The following is a 26,466-nucleotide window of genomic DNA, read 5'->3' as shown; positions in this document are numbered from 1 at the left end:
GGACGCCCATGCAGCAGCTGTTTGCCGACGACGACGCCGTTGCCCAGTGGGAGCTCGAGCTCCTGCCGCTGCGCGGCATGGCGCGGCTGCCGGTGCTGCTGCCCCTGGCCTGGCACCTGCGCCAGCGCGACGGCAAGCGTGCGCGCCAGTTGGCGCAGGAGGCGGCCGAGCTGCTGCCGTCGGCCCAGCTGCCGGAAGCTAACAGAGCGCAGCTGGAAGCGCGCTTGCAACTGGTCGACGGCGAGATCCGCTGGCTGGACGGCGAGCTGGAGGCCGGCGCCGCCCTGGCCGCCCGCGCGCAGGACGTCTTTACCGCGCAGGGCGACCATGCTGGACGGGCCGATGCGCACTGGCTGAAAGCCTGGATCTCCGTCGACCGCGGCAACCACGCCCAGCGCGACGCCGAGCTGGAAGCATGCTCCGAGGCCGCCCACGCGGCGGACGACGAACAGCGCGCCGCCATCGCCGACGCGGTGCAGGCACGCTGGGCGGCGCTGCGCGACCTGCATGCCGCCACTGAGCGCTGGGGCAAGCGCTTCAACCTGGAGCAGGACGCGCCGCCCGGCGTGGAATGCTGGATCAACGATTTCTTCGCCATCGCCGCCAGCCAGGCCGGCGACATCGGCAATTCGGCGGCTTTCTATATCCGCAGCTACGAGGCGGCGCTGGAAACCGGCCAGATCCGGGCCGCCGCAACTGCTGCCACCAATATCGCGGAAAAATTCTCGCAGCTGAACGACCACCATTCCGGCCTGGAGTGGATGCAGCGCGCCATGGAGCTGGCCAAACCGACCGGCTGGCCGCGCAGCATCGGCTCCTGCCTGGTGCACACGGCGGACATCGTGCGCCGCCTAGGCCGGCTCGATGCGGCCGAGGAGCTGCTGCGCGAAGCCCTGGTGATTTTGGCGCCGCAGGCCAACGGCCGCAGCTACGCCATCGCCCTGCAGCACCTGGGCGACCTGTGTCTGGACAAAAAGGATTTCGGCGAAGCGCTGGACGCGTTCCAGCGCCTGTCGGACCGCGCCGAGGCGCTGCAGCAGGGCGACTTCAAGATCGTCGCCCTGCGCGGCCAGGCGCATGCCCTGTGCTACCTGAACCGCTCGCTGGAGGCGCTGGACATGGCGCAGCTGGCGGTGGAGCGCGCGGCGCGCCACCATAATGTCTTCCACCACGTGGCCGCGCTGCGCGTGCTGGCCTTGATCCACGGCCAGCTGCAGCTGTCGTCGCCGCCTGGCATGGCAGCGCCCAACGCGCGCCTGCACTACCTGCACAAGGCGCTGGAGGCGGCCCAGACCATCAAGGGTTATACGGTGCCGGGCGACCTGTATGACGCCCTGGGCGCCGAGTATGCGCGCCTGGGCGACTTCAGCCGCGCCTATGCCATGTCGACGGCCGCCAGCGCGGCGCGCGAAAAGACCCATACGCTGGAAGCGACCAGCCGCGCCATCGCCATGCAGGTGCACCACCAGACCGAGCAGGCGCGCGCCGAAGGCATGCACCACCGCGAACTGGCCATGTCGGAGGCGCGCCGCGCCGAAGTGCTGCAGCAGACCAGCAAGCTGCTGGAACGGCTGTCGGCCATCGGCCAGGAAATCACCACCCACCTCGATGCCCGCGCCGTCTTCCAGGCGCTGGACCGCCATACGCACGCCCTGCTCTCGGCCAATACCTTTGCCGTCTACCTGGTCGACGCCTCCGGCAGCAAGCTGGAACGGGCGTTCGGCGTGGAGGCCGGCAAGGCGCTGCCGCGCAACGCCATCGCCGTCGACCACGCCACCGCCTACACCGCGCAGTGCCTGCGCGAGCGGCGCGAGGTGTATATCGGCGAGATCCCGCCCGAACGCGACAGCCTGGTCACGCCCGGCACGGCGGCCAGCCGCAGCGCCTTGTACGTGCCCCTGCTGGTGGGCGAGCGGGTACTGGGCGTGATGACGGTGCAGGCCATGCATGCCAATGCCTACGGCGAACGCGAACGCCTGATCTTCCGCACCCTGTGCGCTTACGGCGCCATCGCGCTGGATAATGCCCATGCCTACAGCCAGTTGCAAGAAGCGCAGTCGCAGCTGGTGTCGCAGGAAAAGCTGGCCGCCCTCGGCTCGCTGATGGCGGGCGTGGCGCATGAATTGAATACGCCGATCGGCAACAGCCTGCTGATCGCCAGCACGCTGGAGCAGAAAACCAATGAGCTGGAGGCGGCGGTCAAGGGCCCGGGCCTGCGCAAGTCCGAACTGCTGGCCTTTATCGACGACACGCGCACCGCTTCCGCCCTGGTGATGCGCGGCCTGCACAGCGCGGCCGACCTGGTGTCGAGCTTCAAGCAGGTGGCAGTTGACCGCACCACCGAGCAGCGCCGCATCTTCAACCTGCACCAGGTGACGCATGAAATCGTCGCCACTGTGATGAACCGCATCCGCAAGGATTGCCACCTGATCGACTTCGACGTACCGGAATTGGTCATGCTTGACAGCTATCCCGGCCCCTTCGGCCAGGTCATCACAAACCTGATCAACAACTCCCTGCTGCACGCCTTCGACGGGCGCGAAGGCGGCCAGATGCGCCTGCGCGCCACCACGCCGGTGGAAGGCCGCGTGCTGGTGGCCTTCAGCGACGACGGCAGCGGCATCGCCCCGGAAAACCTGGGGCGCATCTTCGACCCTTTCTTCACCACCAAGCTGGGGCACGGCGGTTCGGGGCTGGGACTATCGATCAGCTACAACATCGTCACCTCCCTGCTGGGCGGCCAGATTGCCGTGGCCAGCGGCAGCGCCGGCACCACCTTCACGCTGGACCTACCAATCACGGCGCCCAGCCACGACCCCGAACGCCCGGCCACCATTTATTGAAATGCCCGTATAATCTTTAGCCCACCGCAGCAAAACTTTGCAAAGATGTCTATACCACCTAAAAGCATCAAGCACTATCTCCAGTTCAAGGACCTGAGCCTGGAGGAGTACGAATACGTGATCGCCCGCGCCGCGGAAATCAAGCGCAAGTTCAAAGCCTACGAGATCTACCATCCCCTGATCGACCGCACCCTGGTCATGGTGTTCGACAAGAACTCGACCCGCACCCGCCTCTCCTTCGAAGCCGGCATGCACCAGCTGGGCGGCGCCGCGATCTACCTGAACACCCGCGATTCCCAGCTGGGCCGCGGCGAACCGGTGGAAGACGCCGGCCAGGTCATGTCGCGCATGTGCGACATCATCATGGTGCGCACCTTCGGCCAGGACATCATCGAGCGTTTCGCCGCCTATTCGCGCGTGCCGGTGATTAACGGCCTGACCAACGAGCATCACCCGTGCCAGGTCTTCGCCGACATCTTCACCTATATCGAGCACCGCGGCTCGATCAAGGGCAAGGTGGTGGCCTGGGTGGGCGACGCCAACAATATGCTGTATTCCTGGCTGCAGGCGGCCGAAGTCTTCGGCTTCCACGTCAATGTCTCCACGCCGCACGGCTACGACATGGACATGTCGCTGGTCTCGACCGACCGCTTCACCTTCTTCGCCAACCCGTCCGACGCCTGCGAAGGCGCGGACCTGGTCAACACCGACGTGTGGACCTCGATGGGCTATGAAGAGGAAAACGCCGCCCGCCTGAAGGCCTTCGACGGCTGGATCGTGGATGCGGCCAAGATGGCGCGCGCCAAGCCGGACGCCCTGTTCATGCACTGCCTGCCAGCCCACCGCGGCGAGGAAGTGGCCGCCGACGTCATCGACGGCCCGCAATCCGTGGTCTGGGACGAAGCCGAAAACCGCCTGCATGTGCAAAAAGCCCTGATCGAGTATTTACTCCTTGGCCGCATCGATACCGAACACCCAACTGACTGAGAAAACCATGAGCGACGTTAAAAAAGTAGTCCTCGCCTACTCCGGCGGCCTGGACACCTCCGTGATCCTGAAGTGGCTGCAGGATAACTACCAGTGCGAGATCGTGACCTTCACCGCCGACCTGGGCCAGGGCGAAGAGCTGGAACCGGCGCGCGCCAAGGCGCTGAAGTTCGGCATCAAGCCGGAGAACATCTTCATCGACGACGTGCGCGAAGAGTTCGTGCGCGATTTCGTGTTCCCGATGTTCCGTGCCAACACCGTGTACGAAGGCGAATACCTGCTGGGCACCTCGATCGCGCGTCCGCTGATCGCCAAGCGCCTGATCGAGATCGCCAACCAGACCGGCGCCGACGCCATCTCGCACGGTGCCACCGGCAAGGGCAACGACCAGGTGCGCTTCGAGCTGGGCGCCTATGCGCTGAAACCGGGCGTGCGCGTGATCGCGCCATGGCGCGAGTGGGACCTGCTGTCGCGTGAAAAGCTGCTGAAGTACGCGGAAGACGCCGGCATCGATATCGACATGAAGCACAAGAACGGCGGCGCGCCGTACTCGATGGACGCCAACCTGCTGCACATTTCCTTCGAAGGCCGCCACCTGGAAAACCCAAGCGCCGAAGCCGAGGAATCGATGTGGCGCTGGACCGTCAGCCCGGAAGCGGCGCCGGACCAGCCGGAATACCTGGATGTGGAATTCGAAAAGGGCGACATCGTGGCCCTGAACGGCAAGCGCATGTCGCCCGCCACCGTGCTGGCAGAGCTGAACCGCCTGGGCGGCAAGCACGGCATCGGCCGCCTGGACCTGGTGGAAAACCGCTACGTCGGCATGAAATCGCGCGGCTGCTATGAAACCCCGGGCGGCACCATCATGCTGAAGGCGCACCGCGCCATCGAGTCGATCACCCTGGACCGCGAAGTGGCCCACCTGAAGGACGACCTGATGCCGCGCTACGCTTCGCTGATTTACAACGGCTACTGGTGGGCACCGGAGCGCGTTGCGCTGCAGACCCTGATCGACCACACACAGGCCACCGTCAACGGCTGGGTACGCGTCAAGCTGTACAAGGGCAATGTGATCGTGGTGGCCCGCGATTCGAAGACCGATTCCCTGTTCGACCAGACCATCGCCACCTTCGATGAAGACGGCGGCGCCTACAACCAGGCCGACGCGGGCGGCTTCATCAAGCTGAACGCGCTGCGCATGCGCATCGCCGCCAACGCACGCAACAAGCGCGGACAGTAACACCATTCCGCCACGACGGACGGGCCGCCCATGCGGCCCGTTTTTTTTTCGTCCTTCAACTGTATTCGCGCGCCAGGCTGTGATGGCGGAATGCTTCGCGCACGCGGCGGCGCATCGATTCGTTGTTCCATGGCTTGGTGAAGATAGCGGCAACCTGCCGTGCCGGCAGCGTTTGCACGGGATTGGCCCCGTGTACGACCAGCGCAACACCGTCGCGTCCAATCGGCAAGCTATACAGGCCCTTGTCGCTTGCGCCAATGGCGCGCGACACCATCCCTATGCTGACATTGCCGGCCCGGGTCTCCGCCAGGCCGCGGCCCGAACCGCCCGCTTCGACGCTGATGCCGACCGCCGGATAGCGCGTGCGGAAACGCTGGGCGATGGCCGCCACCAGCGGCGCCATGGTACTCGACCCGGCAATGCGCAGCTGCCCGGCAGGCACGTCGCCAGCATGGGCATTGGCGCCGCTTGCAATGCATACGGCGGCCAGGACGTGCGCGCAAACCAGCGTCCGGGATTTCATGGCGGATCTCCAGGGGAGCGAGCTGCGGCTTATCGTATCAACACTTGCCGGCCATGCAAAGCTGCCAGCACGGTTTCTTTAACTTGCAAAATGCAGGCATGCGCTGCGATTACTTTGCGCCCTCCATGCTTTTTTGCTACATTCGTTCGAAAGTCAACTCCGGGAGCCTGCGCATGAACAACCTGAGTATCAGAAGCAAGCTGTATCTGGGCTTCGGCAGCATCGTCGCCGTCATCCTGATCCTGCTGATCCTGGCTTACAACAACTTCAGCCGCCTGACCGATGCCAATCATTGGGACAAGCACACGATGGAAGTGCTGATCGAGCTGGATCGGGTGAACAACGCTTCGCTGCAAATCCAGGTCGATACGCGCGGCTATATACTGACCGGCAACGAAAGCTTCATCGCCAGCGAACGCGATAATGGCGAGCAGCTGAAGCAGCACATCGCAAAAGCGGTCCAGCTGACGGCAGACAACCCGCAGCAGAACGAACGCCTCAAGCGCGCGCAGGCCCTGTTTGCCACCTGGGCCGATGTGAATATCCATCGCCAGATCGAAAAGCGGCGCGCGCTGGGCGATACCAAAGGCGCGGCCGACGTATTGGGCCAGTCGTCGGAACTGAAGGAGGCCGCCGCCGTCGTGTCGAGCGCGCGCGAGCTGCTGGACCAGGCCAGCGACGAAGAGCGGCGCCTGCTGGTCGAACGCAGCAGCAAAACCGTCGAGCTGCATGCCAGCCAAAATAAGCTGATGATAGGCGGCGGCGCCGTGGTGTTCGGGCTGTCGCTGCTGATTGCCTATAGCCTGGGACGCGCCATCCTGGTCCCCTTGGCCAACCTGACCAGCGGCCTGTCGCGCCTGGGCAGTGGCGAGCAGTCGGCGCGCATTGCCGTCAGCTCAAGCGACGAACTGGGCAAGGTCAGCGAAGATTTCAACAAAATGGCGCTGCAGCTGCAATCGGCCACGCAACGCGAACAGGACCTGACCGACGAGCTGCGCGCCAAAGTCGACTCACTGCTCGATGTGGTGTCAAAAGCCGCCGGCGGCGACCTGACAGGCAAGGTCCCGGTCTCCGGCGAGGACGCCATCGGCCAGCTGGGCGGCGGCTTGCAGCGCATGTTCGACAACCTGCGCCAGCTGTTGACCAATGTGCAGAAGGCCGGCATCCAGGTCACCACATCGGCCACCGAGATCGCGGCATCGGCCAAGCAGCAGGAGGCGACCGGCGTCGAACAGGCCCAGACATCGGTGGAAGTGCTCAGCACCACCAAGGAGATCTCCTCCAATACATCGCAGCTGCTGCGGACCATGGAAGAGGCCACGGCCGTGGCCGACTACACCACCAGCGCCACCTCCGACGCGCAAGGCAATTTGCGCCGCATGGACCAGACCATGCAAACCATGGTGAACGCGACCGACTCGATCAACGCCAAGCTGGCGGCGCTGTCGGAGAAGGCGTCCAATATCAATTCCGTGCTGACCACCATCACCAAGGTGGCCGACCAGACCAATATCCTCTCGCTCAATGCCGCCATCGAGGCTGAAAAGGCCGGCGAGGCCGGGCGCGGCTTCTCGGTGGTGGCCACGGAAATCCGGCGCCTGGCCGACCAGACGTCGGTTTCCACCTGGGATATCGAGCAGATGCTGAAGGAAATGCAGTCGGCCGTATCGGCCAGCGTGATGGGCATGGACAAATTCTCGGAAGAGATCCGCCGCAATGTGGGCGAAGTGCGCCAGGTCACCGAACAGTTGTCGGGCGTGATGGACCAGGTGCAGAAGCTGGCGCCGCAGTTCGACGCCGTGCTGCAAGGCATGCAGGCGCAGGCCGTCGGCGCGCAGCAGATCACCGAGACCATGATGCAGCTCAACGACGCCACCCAGCAGACCGTCGAATCGCTGAAGGCCACCAGCGAGGCGGTGCACCAGCTGCAGTATGCGGCCGGCGACTTGCAAACCAGCGTGGCCACCTTCGCGGTCAACACATGAAAGCCCTGGTCTTCCACATCGGCGCCGACCGCTACGGCCTGCCGTTGCGGCAGGTGCGGCGCGTCTTGCCGCTGCTGGAACTGAAAGGCATTCCGCTGGCGCCGGACAGCGTGGCAGGCCTGATGAACCTGCACGGCGACCCGGTGCCGGTGATCGACCTGGCGCGCCTCAGCGGCGGCGCACCGGCGCGCCAGCATTTCGATACGCGCATCGTGGTGGCCGATTACACCGGTCCGGATGGCAGGCTGCGTCCATTGGGCCTGATGGCCGAGCGCGTACAGGGGGTGCAGGATGTGGCGCAGCAGGACCTGGCGCCAAGCGGCGTGCAGGCCGCGCCCTTCCTGGGCCAGGTCGCGGGCGATGCGCACGGCATGCTGCAGTTGGTGGATGTCGATGCTTTGCTGCCGGCGGATTTGCGGGCGCGCCTGTTCCCTGCGGAGGCGATGGCGGAATGAAAGTACTGTCGACATTACGCAAGCTGACAGGCCTGAACCTGGCCCCCGCCACGGTGGAGCAGGCCGTGCGGCGACGCATGGCTGCCACCGGGCAGACCGAACACAAGGCCTATGCCGCCCAGCTGGATCAGGCGGAGCTGCGCGAGCTGGTGGAACTGGTGGTGGTGCCCGAATCCTGGCTGTTCCGCGACCCGCAGGCGTTTGCGGCGGCGGCGGAATTCATCCGCCGCCGCCTGGCCGAAGGCGTCCGGATCGTGCGCATCCTGTCCATTCCCTGCGCCGGCGGCGAAGAGCCCTACTCCATGGCGATGGCCCTGTGCGACGCGGGGGTGCCGCTGCAATCGTTCATGATCGATGCGCTGGACATCAGTGCGGCATGCATCGCGCGCGCCGAAGCCGGGGTATTCGGGCGCAATGCTTTCCGCGGGCAGGACTTGTCCTTCCGCGAGCGCTACTTTACCGCCGTGGGAGGGGATGGATTCCTTATCGACGAAGCGCTGCGCGCACGCATCCGTTTTAGCCAGGGCAGCATCCTGGAGGGGGCGCTCGGCTCGGCGCGCCAGTACGACGTGATCTTCTGCCGCAACCTGCTGATCTACTTCGACGACCCGACCACCGCAGCCGCCATCGGGCGCCTGTCCGCCCACCTGGCCGACGACGGCATGCTGCTGGCTGGCTATGCGGAGGTGCCATCCTTCGTGCGCCACGGCTTCGCGCCGCTGCCGCACCGGCAGGCATTCGCCTTGCGCAAGGATATCAAGCTGCCCGCCGTGCCGGCCCGCTCCGCCCTGCCGCGCCACACCGCCGCCGTGCGCAAGGCGCCGGGCGCGGCGCCACGGGCCGCGCCCGGCGCCCGCCCGGCTGGCGAACCGGCTGCGCGCCCGCAAGCGGCGCCCGGCCTGGCCGCCGCCGGCGACGACACCCTGCTCGCGCACGCCCGCAAGCTGGCCGACGCAGGAAAAATCCTGGAAGCCGAATCGGCATGCCGCGAGTTCCTCGCGCAGCGACCCGAATCGGCCGAAGCCTATTTTATTCTGGGACTGCTGGCGGAAACCGCCGGCAAAGGCGCCGAGGCGGAAGCCCAGCTGAAACGCTGCCTCTACCTGCAGCCCGATCACTACCAAGCCCTGTGCCACCTGGCCCTGCTGCAAGAGCAAGGCGGCAATAGCAGCGCGGCCGCCACGCTGAAGGCGCGGGCGGCGCGCGCTTTCCAGCGCCAGCAGCCGCAGTGATGAACGACTATGACTGATCAGACCCAAGACCTGGACGCCTGCTGGAACCGGATCGGCGTCGCCGGCGACCATAGCTGCGGCATGCTCGACAAGGCGGTCCATTGCCGCAACTGCGATGTGTACGCCGATGCCGCGCTGCGCAACCTGCAGCGCCCCGTCAGCGCCGGCTACCTGCGCGAATGGGCCGAGCATTTCCGCGCCCCGCAGGACGCGGGAGCGCGCCACGACAACTCCTGCGTCGCCTTCCGCATCGGCCGCGAATGGCTCGCCCTGCCGACCGGCATGTTCCAGCAAATCGCCCCGAAAGCGATGCCGCACAAGCTACCGCACCGCGCCGCGCGCGGGCTGCGCGGCGTGGTGAACGCGGGCGGCAAGCTGTATCCATGCATTGCGCTGGCCGACCTCCTGGACATCGACGAGTCGGGCGGCGAGGCGCGGGCCGGCCGCCACACCTTCGCCCGCATGCTGCTGGTGCAATGGGAGCAGCAAGCCTACGCCCTGCCGGTGGACGAGCTGCACGGCATCCTCCGCTACGCCGCCGCCGACCTGAAGCCGCCGGCCGCCACCATCAACCGGGGCATCGACCGCTACCTCGCGGGCGTGCTGCCGCACGAAGACATGCAGATCGGCTGCCTGGACGGCAGCCTGCTCGGCTACCAACTCGCGAGGACCTTGCGATGAGTGACAAGAAGGATGACCTGAGCCAGTTCTCCATGCTCGACCTGTTTCGCATGGAGGCCGACAGCCAGACCCAGATCCTGACCGACGGCCTGCTGGCCTTCGAACGCCGCAACGATCCCGCCGCCGTCGAATCGATGATGCGCGCCGCGCATTCGATCAAGGGCGCCGCCTCCATCGTCGGGCTGGAAATGATCGTGCAACTGGCGCACGGCATGGAAGACGCCTTCATCGCCGCCCAGGCAGGCAAGCTGAAACTGACGCCGAACCGCGTCGATGCGCTGCTGGCTGCGGTCGACCTGATCGTGCAATGCTCGCGCGTCGACGGCGGCCTCGATGCCTGGCTGGCGGCACACAGCGCCCAGGTCGGCAAGACCATGAATGACGTGCAGGGCATTGCCTTCCTGCCCGAACCGGTGATCCTGCCGCCGGCAAGCGCGGCGCCGGCGCCCGCCGCGCCCCGTCCGGACGAGCCGGCCGCCCAGCCCGGCAGCGAGAATGCGGCCGACCCGGCGGGCGAGCAGCCCGTCGCCGGCCGCGCCCTGCCGCCGATGAAGACCGCGCAAAACTTCGACCGCCTGCTCGCACTGGCGAGCGAGGCGCGCATCAACGCGCACCAGCTGCATCCCCTGATCCAGGGCATGCAGCGCTACAAGCGCAACCAGGCCGCCCTGTTCGCCGTGCTGGAAGAGGTCATGGAAGCCGCCTCCCGCGCCAGCGATCCGGCGCTGCAGGAAAAAGCCCTGCTGGCGATCCAAAAGAGCCAGCCGCTCAAGCAGTTCATGCTGGAGCACATCACCGACATGGAAAATTACGAACGCCGCCTGCTGACGGGTTCGGAAAACATGGTCGACGAAGTGCTGTCACTGCGCATGCGCCCTTTCCGCGACGGCATCCAGCACTTCCCGCGCATGGTGCGCGACCTGGCGCGCAGCCTGGGCAAGGACGTGGTGCTGCAGGTCGAGGGCGAGGACACCCTGGTCGACCGGGACATCCTGCTGCGCATCGAAAGCCCGCTCAACCACATGCTGCGCAACGCCGTCGACCACGGCATGGAAACCCCGCAGGAGCGCGCCGCCGCGGGCAAACCGGCGACCGGCACCGTCGTGCTGGAAGCGCGCCACCGCGCCGGCATGCTGAATATCGAAATCAGCGACGACGGGCGCGGCGTCGATCCGGAAAAAATCCGCCGCAGCGTCATCGAGCGCAAGATGGCCACCGAGCAGATGGTCGCGGCCATGTCGCAAGCCGAGCTGATGGAATTCCTGTTCCTGCCCGCCTTCAGCCTGAAGGGCGGCATTACCGAGATTTCCGGCCGCGGCGTGGGCCTGGACATTGTGCACGACACCATCCGCCAGCAGAACGGCACAGTGCGCATCGAGTCCGAATTGGGCAAGGGCTTCCGCACCTCGATCACCCTGCCCCTGACGCAATCGATCGTGCGCGCCCTGGTGGTTGATATCAAAGGTGAAGCCTATGCCATTCCCATCGTCAAGGTGGAGCGCATCGTCAAGGTGGCGCAAGCGGCCGTGCACACGCTGGAAAACAAGCAGTTCTTCGAGCATGACGGCGAGCATCTGGGCCTGGTCGCCGCGGCCCAGGTGCTGGAACTGGGCGAGATGGCGCATACGGAGGAGTTGTCGGTCGTGGTCATCGGCGCCAGTGCCAAGCGCTATGCCCTGGTGGTGGACAAGATCCGCGGCGAGGAAAGCCTGGCGGTGCAGGCCATCGACCCGATCTTCGGCAAGATGCGCGATATCTCCGCCGCCGCCATGCTGGACGACGGCGAACCGGTGCTGATCCTGGACGTGCCCGACCTGTTGCTTTCCGTCGAAAAGCTGCTGCAGGAAGGCGGCCTGCACCAACTTGCGCGCGCAGACCATGCAGGACGGCGTAGAATGAAACGCATTCTTGTCGTGGACGATTCGCTCACGGTGCGCGAGATGGAGCGCAAATTGCTCGTCGGGCGCGGTTTTGACGTGGACATCGCGATCGACGGCATCGATGGCTGGAACGTGGTGCGCAGCGGCGACTACGACCTGGTCATCACCGACGTCGACATGCCGCGCATGGACGGCATCGAACTGGTCAACCTGATCAAAAAGGACCTGCACTTGCACAAGCTGCCCGTGATGATCGTTTCCTACAAGGACCGGCCGGAAGACCGGGCGCGCGGCCTGGCGGCCGGCGCCGACTATTACCTGACCAAGGGCAGCTTTCACGACGAGACGCTGCTCGATGCCGTGTCCGACCTGATCGGCGAAGCCTACCGATGAGAATCGCGATCGCCAACGATGTCGCGATGGCGGCGGAAGCGTTGCGCCGTGTGATCGCCAGCACCCAGGAGCACCAGGTGGCGTGGATCGCTCGCACCGGGCTCGAGGCGGTGCAGAAATGCTGCATCGACCGCCCCGATCTGATCCTGATGGACCTCAACATGCCCGAGCTCGACGGGGTGGAGGCCACCCGCCGCATCATGGAGGAATGCCCGTGCGCCATCCTGGTGGTGACCGGGCGTCCGCAGGACAATGTCAACCAGGTCTTCCGCGCCCTGGGCGCCGGCGCGCTCGACGTGACGGCGACCCCGGTGCTGCAGGGGCAGCAAGGCGGCGACGCCGAGCTGTTGCACAAGATCAAGACCATGGGTACGCTGATACGCCACAGCGGCGGCAACCAGTCCATGCCGCCGCGCCGCAATGCGTCCCAGCCGGACGGGCGCGCCGGCGTGGTGGACACCCTGCTGGCCATCGGCGCCTCCACCGGTGGGCCGATGGCGGTCGCGCGCATCCTGTCGGGCTGGATGCCGCCGCCCAACTGCGCGGTGGTGGTGGTGCAGCATATCGACGAAAACTTTGCCGACCATTTCGCCAAATGGTTAGCGGAACAACTGGCGGTCCCGGTGCGCGCCATCGAAGGACGCGCTACCCTGCAGGGTGGTATCGTCATGGTAGCCAAGAGCAACGACCACCTCGTGCTGGATGAAAAGCTGCAACTGGGGTACGATGCAAATCCAAAGGACTACGCCTACCGGCCCTCGGTCGACGTGTTTTTCCACTGCGTGGCACAGCACTGGAAAGGCGACGCGGTCGGCGTGCTGCTGACCGGCATGGGGCGCGACGGCGGTGAAGGCATGCTCGCACTGCGCCGTGCGGGGAAAAGTACCATCGCCCAGGACCAGGCCAGTTGCGCCGTGTACGGCATGCCGCGCGCAGCCGTGGAACTGGATGCAGCACAAACCATCCTGCCTCTCGATAAGATCGGTCCATTCCTGCGCGGCATGATCGGAGGCAAACTGATTTGAAGGAAAGCGATGCCGGACGTACTCACCTTGAATCTGGAATCCGAACCGAGCCTGACCAACTTCAAGGTACGCGTGCTGCTGGTGGACGACCAGCTCATCATCGTTGAAGCGGTACGGCGCATGCTGGCCGACCAGGACGATATCGAATTTCACTTCACCACCGACGCGCGCGAAGCGATCGCCTGCGCCCACGCACTGCAGCCGACCGTCATCCTGCAGGACCTGGTGATGCCCGACGTGGACGGCTTCGAGCTGATCCGCCGCTTCCGCGCCGATGAATTGCTGGCGCATGTGCCGATCATCGTCCTGTCCGCCCGCGAAGACCCCAAGCTCAAGGCACACGGCTTTGCCGTCGGCGCCAACGACTACCTGGTCAAGCTGCCGGACAAGCTGGAACTGCTGGCGCGCGTACGCCACCACTCGAACGCCCACATCCACCGCCTGCAGCGCGACCAGGCCTTCCGCTTCCTGCGCGAGAGCCAGCAAAAGCTGGCCGCCGCCAACGTCGAGCTGCAAAAGCTGGCCGCGCTCGACCCGCTGACGGGCATCGCCAACCGCCGCCGCTTCGACGAAACGCTGGAGCTGGAATGGCAGCGCGGCCAGCGCGAAAAAACCCCGCTATCGCTGCTGATGGTGGACGTGGACCATTTCAAGCACTACAACGACAGCTACGGCCACCCGGCCGGCGACCTGGCGCTGAAGAAGGTGGCGGCGGTGCTGACGGAAAACCTGAAGCGCCCGGCCGACCTGGTGACGCGCTACGGCGGCGAGGAATTCGCCTTGATTCTGCCGGAAACCGACAATGCCGGCGCCGTGAGCGTCGCGCAAGCATGCCAACGCCAGCTGGAGAAGCTGGAAATAGAAAACGCCAGGGCCAAGCCATACGGCGTGCTGACCATGTCGGTCGGCGTGTGCACGGTGGTGCCGCAGCGGCAATCGTCCTGGGGCGAGCTGGTCGCCGAAGCCGACCGCGCCCTGTACGCCGCCAAGGCCGAAGGGCGCAACCGCATCGTCAACGCAACTTTGTAAAAGAAAGTCGGGGTCGAGCTCTGGCAATCGGACATGGCGCTGCGCGCCATGTCCGATTGCCAGAGCTGACCCCGACTTTCAACTTTAAATGAAGACCGGCTCTGGTTCCAGTGTGACGCCGTAGCGGGCGGCGACGTCGGCCTGGATGGCGGCCGCCAGGGCCTGTACTTCGGCGCCGCTGGCGCCGCCGTTGTTCACCAGCACCAGCGCCTGTTTCGGGTACACGCCGGCGGCGCCCATGCTGCGTCCTTTCCAGCCGCATTGGTCGATCAGCCAGCCGGCCGCCAGCTTTTCGCTGCCGTCCGCCTGGCGGTGGTGCACCAGAGCCGGGAATTGCGCCAGCAGCCGCGCGCAATGCTCGGCGCTGACCACGGGGTTCTTAAAGAAGCTGCCGGCGTTGCCGATCTGCGCCGGGTCCGGCAGCTTGCGGCGGCGGATGGCGATCACGGTGTCGGCCACCTGCTGCGGGGTCGGCGCGGCAATGCCCTGCTCGGCCACGCCGTTGGCCAGTTCCGCGTAGCGCAGGTTGGGCTGCCAGTCGCGCGGCAGGGCGAATGTCACGCCCAGGATGATCAGCTCTCGGCCTTCGTGCTTGAAGACGCTGTCGCGGTAGGCGAAGCGGCACGCCGCGCCGTCCATCACCCGCACCGCGCCGCTGGCCGGGTCGAAGGCTTCCAGCGCTAGGAAATAGTCCTTGGTTTCCGCCCCATACGCCCCAATATTCTGGATCGGCGCGGCGCCCACGGTACCGGGGATCAGCGACAGGTTCTCCAGCCCGCCCACGCCCTGCGCCAGCGTCCATTGCACGAAGTCGTGCCAGGTTTCGCCGGCGGCGGCGCGGACGTGGTGATGGCTGGCGGTACCGGCCAGGATTGCGCGGCCTTCCAGCGCGATATGCAGCACCAGGCCGGGAAAATCGCGGGTCAGCAGCAGGTTGCTGCCGCCGCCCAGCACCAGGCGCGGCATGGCGGCCAGCTGCGGATCGGCCAGCGCGCTGCGCAAGTCGTCCAGCGATGTCACGCGCAGGTAATGTTTGGCGCGTACATCAATACTGAATGTATTTAAATGCTTCAGTGGGTAGTCGTGCTGGAGAATTTCGGGGAAAGACATGGGCAGATCAAGTTTTTGCTGGATTATAGTGCAATGATGACAAAAACGACCGAGCGTTCGCTTGTTTGTCCGTTAAAATGTCGCTTCTTTTGAATCCGCCCCTTGGGCGGTTGCTTCATTGTAAAGGAAAGAATATGCCATCGTTTGACGTAGTATCCGAAGCGGACATGATCGAAGTGCGTAATGCAGTCGACCAAAGCAACAAGGAAATCTCGACCCGCTTCGACTTCAAAGGCAGCGATGCGCGCGTAGAACAAAAAGAAAACGACCTGACGGCATTCGCCGATTCGGAGTTCCAGCTTAGCCAGGTGCGCGACGTGCTCACCAACAAGCTGGCCAAACGCAAGGTCGACGTGCGCTTCCTCGACGAAGGCAAGGTAGAGAAGATTGGTGGGGACAAAGTCAAGCAGGTCATCAAGGTGAAGAACGGTCTCGATTCCGAGACCGCCAAAAAAATCACCAAGGTTATCAAGGAAAGCAAGATGAAGGTCCAGGCCAGCATCCAGGGCGAGTCGGTGCGCGTTTCCGGCGCCAAGCGCGACGACCTGCAGGCTGCAATGCAGCTGCTGCGCAAGGAAGTGCCTGACACGCCTCTGGAATTCAACAATTTCCGCGATTGATCGAAGGACTTTAATGAAACGTGTTGACGATTTCCGCCTCAAGCTTGGCGACAAAGAGTATGTGCCAATCATGATCGGCGGGATGGGCGTGGATATCTCCACGACCGAACTGGCGCTGGAAGCAGCGCGCCTTGGCGGCATCGGCCATATTTCCGATGCCATGGTGGAGGATGTTTCGGACCGCAAATTCGACACCACCTTCGTCAAGGACAAGACCCGCCTGTACAAGCACAACATCAATAACATGGACAAGTCCGAGGTGCAGTTCGACCTGGGACGCCTGGCCGAAGCACAGCGCCGCCACATCGGCGACACCATGCAGCGCAAGGAAGGCCCCGGCCTGATCTTCGTGAACTGCATGGAAAAGCTGACCATGAACGGCCCCAAGGAAACCCTGCGCACCCGCCTGAACGCGGCGCTGGACGCCGGCATCGACGGCATTACGCTGTCGGCCGGCCTGCACTTCGGCTCATTCACCCTGATGGCCGACCACCCGCGCTTCCGCGAAGCGAAACTGGGCATCATCGTGTCCTCGGTGCGCGCGCTGCAGATCTTCCTGCGCAAGAACCAGAAGCTGAACCGCCTGCCCGACTACGTGATCGTGGAAGGCCCGCTGGCCGGCGGCCATTTGGGCTTCGGCCTGGAAGACTGGAAAGAGTTCGACCTGCACCAGATCGTGCAGGAGATCCTCGATTACATGAAGGCGGAAAACCTGGACGTGCCAGTGATCGCCGCAGGCGGCGTGTTCACCGGCAGCGATGCGGTGTCCTTCCTGGAGATGGGGGCGGCCGGCGTGCAGGTGGCGACGCGCTTCACCGTGACCAGGGAATGCGGCCTGCCAGCCGAAGTGAAGCAGGAATATTTCAAGGCCACCGAAGACGACGTGATCGTCAACGGCATTTCGCCGACCGGCTATCCGATGCGCATGCTGAAGCAGACCCCGGCGATCGGCGCCGGCATCCGGCCGGGCTGCGAATCCTACGGCTACCTGCTCGACGCGACCGGCAACTGCTCCTACATCAATTCGTATAACCGTGAAGTGGTGGCCAACGGCGGCAGCGACAAGGGCATCAAGGTGATGGACAAGACCTGCTTGTGCACCCATATGCGCAACTTCAATTGCTGGACTTGCGGCCACTACACCTTCCGCCTGAAGGACACTTCTTTCAAGAAACCGGATGGCTCCTACCAGCTGCTGACGGCAGAACACGTGTTCAAGGACTACCAGTTCTCGACCGATAATTCTATATCTTTACCTGAGAAAGAGCTCTAATACAGCTTGCTTAAAACCGCTACTTCGGTGTCTGACCCGCAGGGTCGGACACCGCCCTATCGGTTCTAGCCCTCTTTGTTGATGCGCACCACCAGGGCGCCCAGCACATCCTCCGCCATCGCGTTCTCCACCTGGCATGTGCCGGCATTTTCATGCCCGCCGCCGCCGTACTCCAGCATCAGCGCGCCGATATTCGTCTTCGACGTCCGGTTCAGGATCGATTTACCGGTCGCGAACACCGTATTCTGGTTCTTCAGCCCCCACAGCACGTGGATCGAGATATTCTGCTCAGGATACAGGGCATAGATGACAAAACGGTTACCCGCATAAATCGTTTCCTCGTTGCGCAAGTCCAGCACCACCAGGTTTTTATGCACGGTTGAACAGCGGCGAATCTGCTCCTTGCACTTTTCGGCGTGGTCGAAATACAGCTCGCTGCGCTCCTTCACATCCGGCAGCGCCATGATTTCGTCGATCGAATGCGAGCGGCAATAGGAAATCAGGTCCATCATCAGGTTGTAGTTCGAGATGCGGAAGTCGCGGAAGCGCCCCAGGCCGGTCCGCGCGTCCATCAGGAAGTTCAGCAGGTTCCAGCCTTGCGGGTTGAGTATTTCCTCGCGGTTGAACTGCGCGGAATCGCCCTTGTCCACCGCCAGCATCATATCGTTCCACGCTGCGGGGAACTTGTTGCCGCCGCCGTAGTAGTCGTACACCACGCGTGCCGCGGAAGGCGCGCTGGGATCGATGATGTGGTTCTGGCGGTCGCCCGTGTTGCGGATGGTTTCCGACAGGTGGTGGTCGAAGGCCAGATGGGCGCCCGAAACGTAGGGAAGGTTGGTGGTGATATCGCGCGAACTGATGGCGATTTTCCCATCCTGCATATCCTTGGGGTGCACGAACAGGATCTCGTCGATCAGGTCCAGGTGCTTGAGCAGCACCGCGCACACCAGGCCATCAAAATCACTGCGGGTCACTAGGCGGAACTTCATGGAAGGCACCCCTATCGCTGATGAATTGGAAACCAATATTACCGTGATCCGTCAGAGCCTGTCGAGACGCCCCGCAAAGTCCATCGCCTGCATCTGTTCCAGCAGGTAGTCGACAAAGGCGCGCGTCTTGGCCGGCAGCAGCTGCTTGCTCGAATAGTAGATCGATAGCGGCCCGACCTCGGCATGCCATTCGGGCAGCAGGCGCACCAGCTGGCCCGCTTCGAGCAGCGGCGCGGCGTGGGGCGCCGGCAACAGCGCCACGCCCAGCCCCATGCAGACGGCCTGCGCCATCGCTTCCGGGTCGTCGAAGGTGGCGACGGTGCGGAATTCCGCCACGGCTTCCTCGCCGGCGGCGTTGCGCAGCAGGTAGTCGCGCAGGCGGCCGGTTTCGGCCGAACGGCGGGCGATGCCTTCCCAGCCAGCCAGCTCGGATGGATGGCGCGGCCGCTGGCGTCCGGCCAGGTAGGACGGCGCGGCAGCGAGCAGGATGCGCGGGCGCCCGAGTTCCCGCGCCACCACGCCGGGCGCCAGCTCGATGCCGCCGGCGATGGCCACGTCGTAGCCCTCCCCGATCAGGTCCACCGTGCGGTTGTCGAAGCGCCAGTCGTGCTGCACGCCGGGATAGCGCTCAAGGAAGCCTTTCAGCAGCGGCAGGATGTACATGCGCCCCACCCCATGCGCCATCGCCACCTTGAGCGTGCCGGCCGGCTCGCCCGCATCCTGGGCGGCGCCGGCGATGGCGCCCTGCAGCTCGGCCAGCGGGCCGCGCACCTGCCGCAGCAGGCGCTCACCGGCCTCGGTCAGCGCCAGGCGCCGCGTGCTGCGCTGGAACAGGCGCACGCCGAGGCGCGCTTCCAGCCGCGCCACATTCTTGCTGACGGCAGCCGGGCTCAGGCCGAGGCGGCGCGCCGCCTCGGAAAAGCCCGCGCCCTCGGCGCTCTGCAGGAAGGATTCAAGCAAATTCAGCGGCAGCATTTGATACATTCAGTTGAAAGTGATAGTCGATATTACCACCTAGTCAGCATGCAATGCCAAGGTCATACTGGCTCCATACCAACCCCATTCCCAAGGAGCACAACATGAACAAGATCGCATTCGTCACCGGTGGTTCCCGCGGCATCGGCGCCGCCATCGTGCGCCGCCTGGCCAAGGACGGCGCCACCGTCGCCTTCACGTACCAGAACTCGGGCGCGGCAGCCGATGCCCTGGCCGGCGAGATCGCAGCCGCCGGCGGCCAGGCGCTCGCGCTGAAGGTCGATGCCGCCGACGCCGCCGCCACGCGCGCCGCCATCGACGAGGTGGCGCGCCGCTTCGGCCGCCTCGACATCCTGGTCAACAACGCCGGCGTGCTGCACCTGGGCGACGTCTCGGAGCTGACGCTGGAGGCCTTCGACCAGACCATCGCCGTCAATGTACGCGGCGTGTTCGCGGCCACGCAGGCGGCGGTGGCGCACATGAAAGCCGGTGGCCGCGTGATCAATATCGGCTCCACCAATGCCGAGCGCATGCCCTTCCCCGGCGGGTCGATCTACGCGATGAGCAAGTCGGCGCTGACCGGCATGGTGCAGGGCCTGGCGCGCGACCTGGGGCCGCGCGGCATCACCATCAATAATGTGCAGCCTGGTCCGGTGGATACCGAGATGAACCCGGCGCACAGCGACTTCGCCAAAGCGCTGCACGAGCTGATGGCGATCAAGCGCCATGCGCGCGGCGAGGAGATTGCCGCGATGGTGGCCTACCTGGCCAGCGAGGAAGCGGCTTACGTGACGGGCGCCGGCCTCAATATCGACGGCGGGTTCGCCGCCTGACCTTCGGGGTAGAGCCGCGCCAGCACGTGGGCCGCGATCGCGGTGATCACGGCGCTGGCCGGCGCCAGGTCGCGCTCTTCCTGTCCGCGCAGAGTCGGCCACAGGGCGGCGACTTCGGCGTCATGCAAGGCCACCGCCTGCTCCACCTCTTCCTGCCAGAAAGGCGGCGCCTCACTTTCGACGAAGTTGCCGCGGCCGCGGCCGAAATGCGCCACCGCGAGGTAGCGCAGCACGCTGGATATCAACAGGGTGCGCAGAAAATCTTCGGACAGCGTGATGATCGGCACCTCGCGGTCCATGCCGACATTGAAGCCCCATGCCGCGCCGGCGAAGGTCAGCGCGCCGATCACGCCGCCCAGCAGCGCCCCAGTGCCCAGCGTCAGGCCGCCGGCCGCCAGGTCGGCCGAAAAGCCGGTGGCGGCACCGGACACGATCGCGCCCAGCAGCGCGGCCTGCCCCTTGTCGACGGGTGCCAGCACCACGAAGTTATTGCTGACCCGGGCATTGATCTTCGGCGCCTCGCTGGGATCGAGCTTGTGCAGCGCCAGCAGGTTGACGGTGGCCTGGCCGATCGACAGGTTGAGGCGCGCCACCAGGGTATTCATGGCGCGCTCCTGCCGCTTGCGGTCCGCGCCCTTGCCGATGCCGATGATTTTCAGCGCCGAGGCGATCACGCCGCGCTCCACCGTCTCCACGATCTGCTTGTCGTGGGCCGCATCGGCCAGCTGGTGCGCCATCACCGCCATCGATTGCTTGAAGCGGCGCGCATTGGTGTCTTCCCATACCGAGAACAGGCGCTCATAGCCGGCCTGCTTGGCCGGACCGACCAGGGCGCCCAGCGCATCGTAAAAGACCCGCTCGTGCACCCAGCAGCGGGCGAAGGCGTCCAGCGGCAGCACTTCGCGCACCTGGCCGAACTGCAGCATGAAGTCCTTCCAGCGCAGGAGCTCGGCCTGTTCTTCCGGCAGCGGGCGCGGTGGTCCCATCTGGTTCAACAGCACCAGCACCGGTTTTTGCAGCCAGTCGAGAATGCGCATTTCAGCGGGAATATAGCCGGCATCGGCCGGGCTCTCCGCAGAGTTGACGAGATAGAGCACGACGTCCGCTTCATCGCGCGCGGTGCGCAGGGCCTGCTGGCTGAGCCAGAACGGCCGGTCGCGGTAGCGGTCCAGGACTTCGCGCAGGAACCAGCCAAGCGGGTTGCCCGCCATGGCCAGGCGCTTCATCAGGCGCACGGAATCGCCGAAGCCCGGCGTATCCCACAGCACCAGGCGGTCGCCGTTCGGCGTCGCCATCAGCGCATGCGGCGTCGCCAAGGCCGTGACGTGGGCCGCGTCGCGCACTTCGCCGACGTCGGCCCCCAGCAGGGTGCGCGCCAGCGTGGTCTTGCCATTATTGGTGTGCGATACCAGCGCAAGCTGGATGGTGACCGGGGCACCACTCATGCAGGTTGACCTTTCATGGCTTCCGGCGCCAGCAAGTCCACCACCATGGGCTCGGCGCCGTGCAGAATACAGAATTCCCGCCACAATTCTACCCGCTCGCTCAATCGTCCGGCATCCGTGCGTGCGGCAAGGGCTGACTGGTCGAGCAGCGCCACCAGGCGCTTGCCCCGTCCCAGCGCGGCCAGGAAGACGCCGTGGTTCTCCTGTTCCGGCGTGGCGGCGATGCCGAACAACACCGCGTTTGTCACGCCTTCGCCCGCCTCAAGGGGCGGCGCCTCGCTGCCGTAGGCCGCGGCAGGCAGCAGCCGCACGCGCGCCTGCTCGCCCAGCATTTCCTGGGCCACGGAATCCAGTCCTTTGCTGCGCGCCTCGTCCACCGTGAGGCTGTAAGGCAGCACACGCAGCATGCCCGGCTCGCCGCCGGCCGCCACCGACAACTGGTGGAAATACGGCTGCTCAAGATCGAGCGGGAAGCGCTGGCGCAGCCAGATCACGCGCGCCGCGGCCAGCGCGCCCAGTACCATGCGCGGCACCACCACGTACAGCAGCAGGCTGGCGGAATAAAGATGGACCCAGCGCGCGCCGTTCCCGAAGCGCGCGTCGCTCCAGTTCTGCAAGCCCATCACCTCGTCCAGCGTGAAGCCCTCCAGGCCGAACAGCTTTTCGGCCGGGGTAAAGACGAGCGACAGCAAGCGATGCACCTGGCTCGCATTCAGAAACGTGCTCTCCCATCCCGTCGCGTACAGCGACAGGATGCCGCGCGCATACAGCGACAGCGCCGCACCGATCGCAAAGGCCGCGGCCGACCAATGCAGGATGCGCGCAATGCGGGCCAGGTTCAGGCGCGCGCCCAGGCGGGCCCAGTCCACCATGAATTGCAGCACGCCGCCGGCCAGCGCATGCGGCAGGCGGCGCGGTACATGGGCGCCCCCCAGGGCCATGCGGTTGGCCATCGCGCGCCGCAGGCCGGCGCGCCGGGAAGGCGCCAGCGCCCAGCCGAGGATCAGGAGATACGCCAGCATATTCCAGGCAATGATGCCCAGCAGCGGGAAGGACAGCAGGTCAACCCGGTGCGGGTCGCCGAAACGTTCGGCCATGGCGCCCACCAGCAGCGCCACGATCGGCAGCAGCCAGCTGGCGCCCCACATGCCGCTATGGCCCTGGGCAACCGAGGCAAAGAGTTTATGGCGCGCCGTCAGGCGTTTGAGCAGCTGCTCGGCGCGCTGGTAGAGGAAATCCGGGAGTGTGGCGGCATTGCGCGATTCAGCCGCCTGCCAGTGCGCCAACTCGCGCGCAGTGCGGCTGGCAAATTTGCGATCATCTTCGGTCAGTACGTCCTGTTGCTGGTCCGCTTCTTCAATCGCTTTGACCAGCAGGATTGCCCGTGCCGTTTTCTCGTTCATGATTCCTCCAGACAGGCGCCTGGTGTGCCGCCTTCCAGTGTGCGCCACAATCATGGCGTGATTCAGCCATGCTGAACACGCGTGCAAAGCGATCTTACCGACGAGCGTCGCCTGCCAGCTCGCCGACAGAACAACGTGCCGCAGTCCATATGATCGCGGCAAGAATGGTTGCATTCATGCATTGAGTGTACCATTAGTCACCCTTGCGAGATACCAGGATGTCTTTGCCGGGCGCGTGGAAAGCCAACACTTTCATATGAATAGTACATTCAATGAATCCCCTCTGGCGCACGGCAAGCCCGTTCACCGCAGCAAAATCGCCTTGGAAACGTTGCCAAATTCGTTGCATCGGCGATACGGAAAAGCCGTTGACTCAAAAATTTGAACGGTGCTATATTTTCCCTGTCAGTGGAAACGTTTCCATTTTGACGATGAAAACCCCACACTTCCTGCCGCTTCCCGACGTAATTTATTGACAATCGATTTTGCCGCCCCTAGTATTTGAAACACAATATGGAAACGTTTCCATACTTACCGGGACGCGGCCAGACTATAAGAACCAAGGAGACCAAATGCACTATCCAAAGGCGAAGCAGTCCTTGATGAGCCTTGCCGTCGCGGCGGCCTGCGCGGCCTTGATCGCGCCGGCCCAGGCCCAGGATGCCAACCAGGGCCGGGCCCCCGCCCCCGCCAATACCGGCGACGTGGCGACCGTGGTTGTCAGCGGCCTGCGCGCCAGCCTGGGTTCCTCCATGAACCTGAAGCGCAATGCCGACGGCATCGTCGACGGCATTGTGGCCGCCGATATCGGCAAGTTCCCGGATACCAACCTCGCCGAGTCGCTGCAGCGTATCAGTGGCGTGTCGATCGACCGCGCCATCGGCGAAGGCTCCAAGGTGACCGTGCGCGGCGTCGGGCCCGACTTCAACCTGGTCCTGCTGAACGGCCGCCAGATGCCGACCTCCAATCTGGGCGACCTGAATGGCCGCGCCTTCGATTTCGCCAATCTCGCGTCGGAGGCGATCTCCCAGATCCAGGTCTACAAGACCGGCCGCGCCGAAACCCCGACCGGGGGTATCGGCGCCACCGTCAACGTGATGACGGCGCGCCCGCTGGAGCGTCCCGGCCTGGTGGCCAGCATCGGCGCCAAGGCGGTGCACGACACTTCGCACAACAAGCTGCCGGGCGATGTGAAACGCGGCAGCGCCACCACGCCTGAAGTTTCCGGCATCTACAGCAATACCTTCGACGACAACCGCTTCGGCGCGGCGCTCAGCGCCAGCTACCAGGAGCGCAACCTGGGCTTCAACCAGGCAGCCGTATCGAACGGCTGGCGCGGTCCTTACAAGGGCAGCGAGGGGCCGGTGGCGCAAGCTGGCGCCACCAACCATCCGAAGGACGGCGACATCTATGAGCTGCCGCAAAACCTGAACTACAGCATGAACGGCGTGCAGCGCCAGCGCAGCAACGGCCAATTGACTCTGCAATGGGCACCGGTCAAGCAACTGGTCACGACGCTCGATTACACCTACTCCGAGAACAAGATCCAGACCCGGCGTCAGGACTTGTCGGCCTGGTTCAATTTCGGCCCGTCCACCTCGACCTGGAGCAACGGCCCGGTCGCCGCGCCCTTGATGTACACCGAACTGCTGCCCGCGGCAAACAGCGATATCGCCATGGGCGGCGGCGACTTCGCCACCCGGACGCGCAACAAATCGCTCGGTTTCAATGCCGCATGGAAGACGGATGGCTTGAAACTGGAACTGGACATGCACAAGTCGACCGCGGTTTCCAGGGCCGACAGTCCTTTCGGCTCCAGCAATGTGCTGGGCAGCGCCAGCTTCAGCCGCGGCGATACCACGGTCGACTTCCGCGACGACTTCCCGGTGCTGAGCATCAAGGGCGCCGACTTTGCCAGGGCGCCGCAGCAGGTGACCGGTTCCGTATTCCAGAACGGCTATATGAAGGGCGAAATCGACCAGGCCCAATTCAAGGGCAGCATGAAGCTGCTGGCAGCATCGAACCTGAACTTCGGCCTCGCTTCGACGGAAGTGAAAAACCGCTCGGCGCTCTCCACCCAACAGCGCGATAGCTGGGGCGGCGCGTCCAAGGCTTCGGACTACCCCGCCAGCATGTTTCACCAGGAGTCGCTGCGCCAGTACTTCGACAAGATCAGCGGCAGCGGCAACCCGGCCCTCTTCACCCAGTTCTATACCTTCAATTTCGCCGACCTGCGGGCCTTGACCGCCAAGGTCACCGGTTTGCCGGACATGTACCTGCCGAAGTCCAGCTTCGATACCGACCAGCGCACAACGGAAAAGTCCAAGAGCGGCTATCTGCAGTTCGGCACCGACTGGAATACCGCGATCCCGATGCATACCAATGTCGGCGTGCGCTATGAGACGACCAAGGTGTATTCGACCGCCCTGGTGCCGGCCGGAACGGGCGTCAGCTGGGTATCGGCCAATGAGTTCCCCCTCAGCTTCGGCGATCCGACCTTCACCACGCTGAACGGCAAATACAGCCACTGGCTGCCAAGCGTGGACTGGGACGCCGATATCCGCTCCGACATGAAGCTGCGCGCCAGCTACGGCGAAACCATCGGCCGGCCGCGCTACGACCAGATCCAGGGCGGCATGACGCTCGACCGCCTGGGGCGCGATTTCGGCGGTACGGGCAGCCAGGGCAACCCGCAACTGAAGCCGGTCAAATCGAAGAACCTGGACCTGTCGTGGGAATGGTATTACGGCCAGCAGAGTTTCGCTTCCATCGGCTTGTTCCACAAGGACCTGAGCAACTATGCCGGGCAGTCGAAGTTCACGGCCACGCCGTTCAACCTGCACACGCCGGTGGGCGGGCCACTGTGGAACGAGGCGGTCAGCCAGGGCAATTGCGGCACCGACCGCGTCTGCATCCGCAATTACATCTTCCGCAACCATCCGACGGCGCCCGGGGTGACGCGCGGGCCGGACGACGCCAGCGGCAATGCAACGGGCACCATCGTCGGCCAGCCGGGCGACCCGGTCATGTCGTTCGAAATCAATTCCTTCGCCAACCAGAAGAACGAAAAGCTCAAAGGCGCGGAGATCAATGTGCAGCATATGTTCGGCGATTCGGGCTTCGGCGTATCGGCCAACTACACCTGGGTCAACTCCGGGCTGAAGTACGACAACTACAAGGTCGGCGAGCAGTTTGCCCTGGTCGGCTTGAGCAACTCCGCCAATCTGGTGGGCATCTACGAGGACAAGAACTGGTCGATCCGCGCCGCCTACAACTGGCGCGACAAATTCCTCTCTTCGACCTTCGACGGCGCCGGCCCCAACCCGAACTATACGGAGCCCTACGGCCAGTTGGACTTGAGCGTCGGCTATGCCTTCAACGAGAAGCTCAGCGTGCAATTTGAAGCCATTAACGTGACCAACGAAACCCAGCGCGTGCATGGGCGCGCCGAAACCATGGCGCTGTTCGTGACGCAAGCGGGGCCGCGCTACATGCTTGGCGCCCGCTACAAGTTCTGACATCCATTCGAGCCTGCACCTGTCAAG

Annotated in this window: 20 protein-coding genes; 14 read left to right on the top strand and 6 right to left on the bottom strand. The window is 64.7% G+C overall.

The window, feature by feature from the left end:
* Positions 1-8: 8 nt before the first annotated feature.
* Genes H597_RS0115380 through H597_RS0115370 form a run of 3 tightly spaced genes read left to right on the top strand, consistent with a single transcriptional unit; the run spans position 9 to position 5,070 of the window.
* Positions 9-2,843, top strand: a complete 2,835-nt coding sequence (locus H597_RS0115380) for a tetratricopeptide repeat-containing sensor histidine kinase (protein ID WP_035374386.1) — start codon at positions 9-11, stop codon at positions 2,841-2,843.
* A 45-nt stretch (positions 2,844-2,888) separates the two neighbouring features.
* Entirely contained in the window at positions 2,889-3,830 is a 942-nt protein-coding gene (gene argF / locus H597_RS0115375) for an ornithine carbamoyltransferase (RefSeq protein WP_035374385.1), read from the top strand.
* 7 nt (positions 3,831-3,837) lie between these two features.
* Positions 3,838-5,070, top strand: coding sequence for an argininosuccinate synthase (locus tag H597_RS0115370; RefSeq protein ID WP_028102925.1), 1,233 nt, complete (start codon positions 3,838-3,840; stop codon positions 5,068-5,070).
* Positions 5,071-5,125: 55 nt separating this feature from the next.
* On the opposite strand, the gene H597_RS31100 is transcribed toward H597_RS0115370, so the two are convergent.
* The gene (locus H597_RS31100; protein WP_051293831.1) at positions 5,126-5,593 is read right to left on the bottom strand and encodes a substrate-binding domain-containing protein; all 468 of its coding nucleotides are present in this window, start codon (positions 5,591-5,593) and stop codon (positions 5,126-5,128) included.
* 173 nt (positions 5,594-5,766) lie between these two features.
* On the opposite strand from H597_RS31100, the gene H597_RS0115360 reads away from it, so the two are divergent.
* Genes H597_RS0115360 through H597_RS0115330 form a run of 7 tightly spaced genes read left to right on the top strand, consistent with a single transcriptional unit; the run spans position 5,767 to position 14,273 of the window.
* A complete protein-coding gene (locus H597_RS0115360; RefSeq protein ID WP_028102924.1) occupies positions 5,767-7,578 on the top strand; it encodes a methyl-accepting chemotaxis protein in 1,812 nt (603 codons plus the stop codon).
* Positions 7,575-8,033 (top strand): chemotaxis protein CheW, encoded by a 459-nt coding sequence (locus H597_RS0115355; protein WP_028102923.1) that lies wholly within the window; start codon positions 7,575-7,577, stop codon positions 8,031-8,033. Before H597_RS0115360 ends, H597_RS0115355 begins: the two co-directional genes overlap by 4 nt.
* Positions 8,030-9,265, top strand: coding sequence for a CheR family methyltransferase (locus H597_RS0115350; protein ID WP_028102922.1), 1,236 nt, complete (start codon positions 8,030-8,032; stop codon positions 9,263-9,265). Before H597_RS0115355 ends, H597_RS0115350 begins: the two co-directional genes overlap by 4 nt.
* A gap of 9 nt (positions 9,266-9,274) precedes the next feature.
* Positions 9,275-9,946, top strand: a complete 672-nt coding sequence (locus H597_RS0115345; RefSeq protein WP_028102921.1) for a chemotaxis protein CheW — start codon at positions 9,275-9,277, stop codon at positions 9,944-9,946.
* The gene (locus H597_RS0115340; protein WP_028102920.1) at positions 9,943-12,219 is read left to right on the top strand and encodes a hybrid sensor histidine kinase/response regulator; all 2,277 of its coding nucleotides are present in this window, start codon (positions 9,943-9,945) and stop codon (positions 12,217-12,219) included. The genes H597_RS0115345 and H597_RS0115340 overlap by 4 nt, the downstream gene beginning before the upstream one ends.
* Positions 12,216-13,244 (top strand): chemotaxis-specific protein-glutamate methyltransferase CheB, encoded by a 1,029-nt coding sequence (gene cheB / locus H597_RS0115335; protein ID WP_028102919.1) that lies wholly within the window; start codon positions 12,216-12,218, stop codon positions 13,242-13,244. The genes H597_RS0115340 and cheB overlap by 4 nt, the downstream gene beginning before the upstream one ends.
* A 9-nt stretch (positions 13,245-13,253) precedes the next feature.
* Positions 13,254-14,273, top strand: coding sequence for a diguanylate cyclase (locus H597_RS0115330; RefSeq protein ID WP_028102918.1), 1,020 nt, complete (start codon positions 13,254-13,256; stop codon positions 14,271-14,273).
* 84 nt (positions 14,274-14,357) lie between these two features.
* Here H597_RS0115330 and murB read toward each other — a convergent pair whose 3' ends face one another.
* A complete protein-coding gene (gene murB / locus H597_RS0115325) occupies positions 14,358-15,383 on the bottom strand; it encodes a UDP-N-acetylmuramate dehydrogenase (protein WP_028102917.1) in 1,026 nt (341 codons plus the stop codon).
* A 134-nt stretch (positions 15,384-15,517) separates the two neighbouring features.
* Between murB and H597_RS0115320 the strand changes: the two genes are divergently transcribed.
* Entirely contained in the window at positions 15,518-16,003 is a 486-nt protein-coding gene (locus tag H597_RS0115320) for a YajQ family cyclic di-GMP-binding protein (protein ID WP_028102916.1), read from the top strand.
* A gap of 13 nt (positions 16,004-16,016) precedes the next feature.
* Positions 16,017-17,276 (top strand): nitronate monooxygenase, encoded by a 1,260-nt coding sequence (locus H597_RS0115315; RefSeq protein ID WP_028102915.1) that lies wholly within the window; start codon positions 16,017-16,019, stop codon positions 17,274-17,276.
* A 65-nt stretch (positions 17,277-17,341) separates the two neighbouring features.
* Here the strand turns inward: H597_RS0115315 and H597_RS0115310 are convergent, their stop codons facing one another.
* Both H597_RS0115310 and H597_RS0115305 read right to left on the bottom strand, forming a co-directional pair.
* Positions 17,342-18,265: an exopolyphosphatase gene (locus H597_RS0115310; RefSeq protein WP_035374383.1), complete on the bottom strand. Its 924-nt coding sequence runs from the start codon at positions 18,263-18,265 to the stop codon at positions 17,342-17,344.
* 51 nt (positions 18,266-18,316) lie between these two features.
* Positions 18,317-19,240: a LysR family transcriptional regulator gene (locus H597_RS0115305; RefSeq protein ID WP_028102913.1), complete on the bottom strand. Its 924-nt coding sequence runs from the start codon at positions 19,238-19,240 to the stop codon at positions 18,317-18,319.
* 104 nt (positions 19,241-19,344) lie between these two features.
* On the opposite strand from H597_RS0115305, the gene H597_RS0115300 reads away from it, so the two are divergent.
* Entirely contained in the window at positions 19,345-20,073 is a 729-nt protein-coding gene (locus H597_RS0115300) for an SDR family oxidoreductase (RefSeq protein ID WP_083941118.1), read from the top strand.
* Here the strand turns inward: H597_RS0115300 and H597_RS31095 are convergent.
* Both H597_RS31095 and H597_RS0115290 read right to left on the bottom strand, forming a co-directional pair.
* Positions 20,025-21,518, bottom strand: a complete 1,494-nt coding sequence (locus H597_RS31095) for a DUF3482 domain-containing protein (protein ID WP_051293830.1) — start codon at positions 21,516-21,518, stop codon at positions 20,025-20,027. The two genes, H597_RS0115300 and H597_RS31095, sit on opposite strands and share 49 nt — an antisense overlap.
* Positions 21,515-22,921, bottom strand: a complete 1,407-nt coding sequence (locus H597_RS0115290) for a DUF2868 domain-containing protein (RefSeq protein WP_028102911.1) — start codon at positions 22,919-22,921, stop codon at positions 21,515-21,517. The genes H597_RS31095 and H597_RS0115290 overlap by 4 nt, the downstream gene beginning before the upstream one ends.
* A gap of 572 nt (positions 22,922-23,493) precedes the next feature.
* On the opposite strand from H597_RS0115290, the gene H597_RS0115285 reads away from it, so the two are divergent.
* Positions 23,494-26,439 (top strand): TonB-dependent receptor, encoded by a 2,946-nt coding sequence (locus tag H597_RS0115285; RefSeq protein WP_028102910.1) that lies wholly within the window; start codon positions 23,494-23,496, stop codon positions 26,437-26,439.
* Positions 26,440-26,466 lie beyond the last annotated feature (27 nt).

It is taken from the genome of Pseudoduganella violaceinigra DSM 15887 (assembly GCF_000425385.1).
Classification (GTDB): Bacteria; Pseudomonadota; Gammaproteobacteria; order Burkholderiales; family Burkholderiaceae_D; genus Rugamonas; species Rugamonas violaceinigra.
The sequence above is the reverse complement of the archived record's forward strand: the minus strand, read 5'-3'. Positions and strand labels throughout refer to the sequence as shown.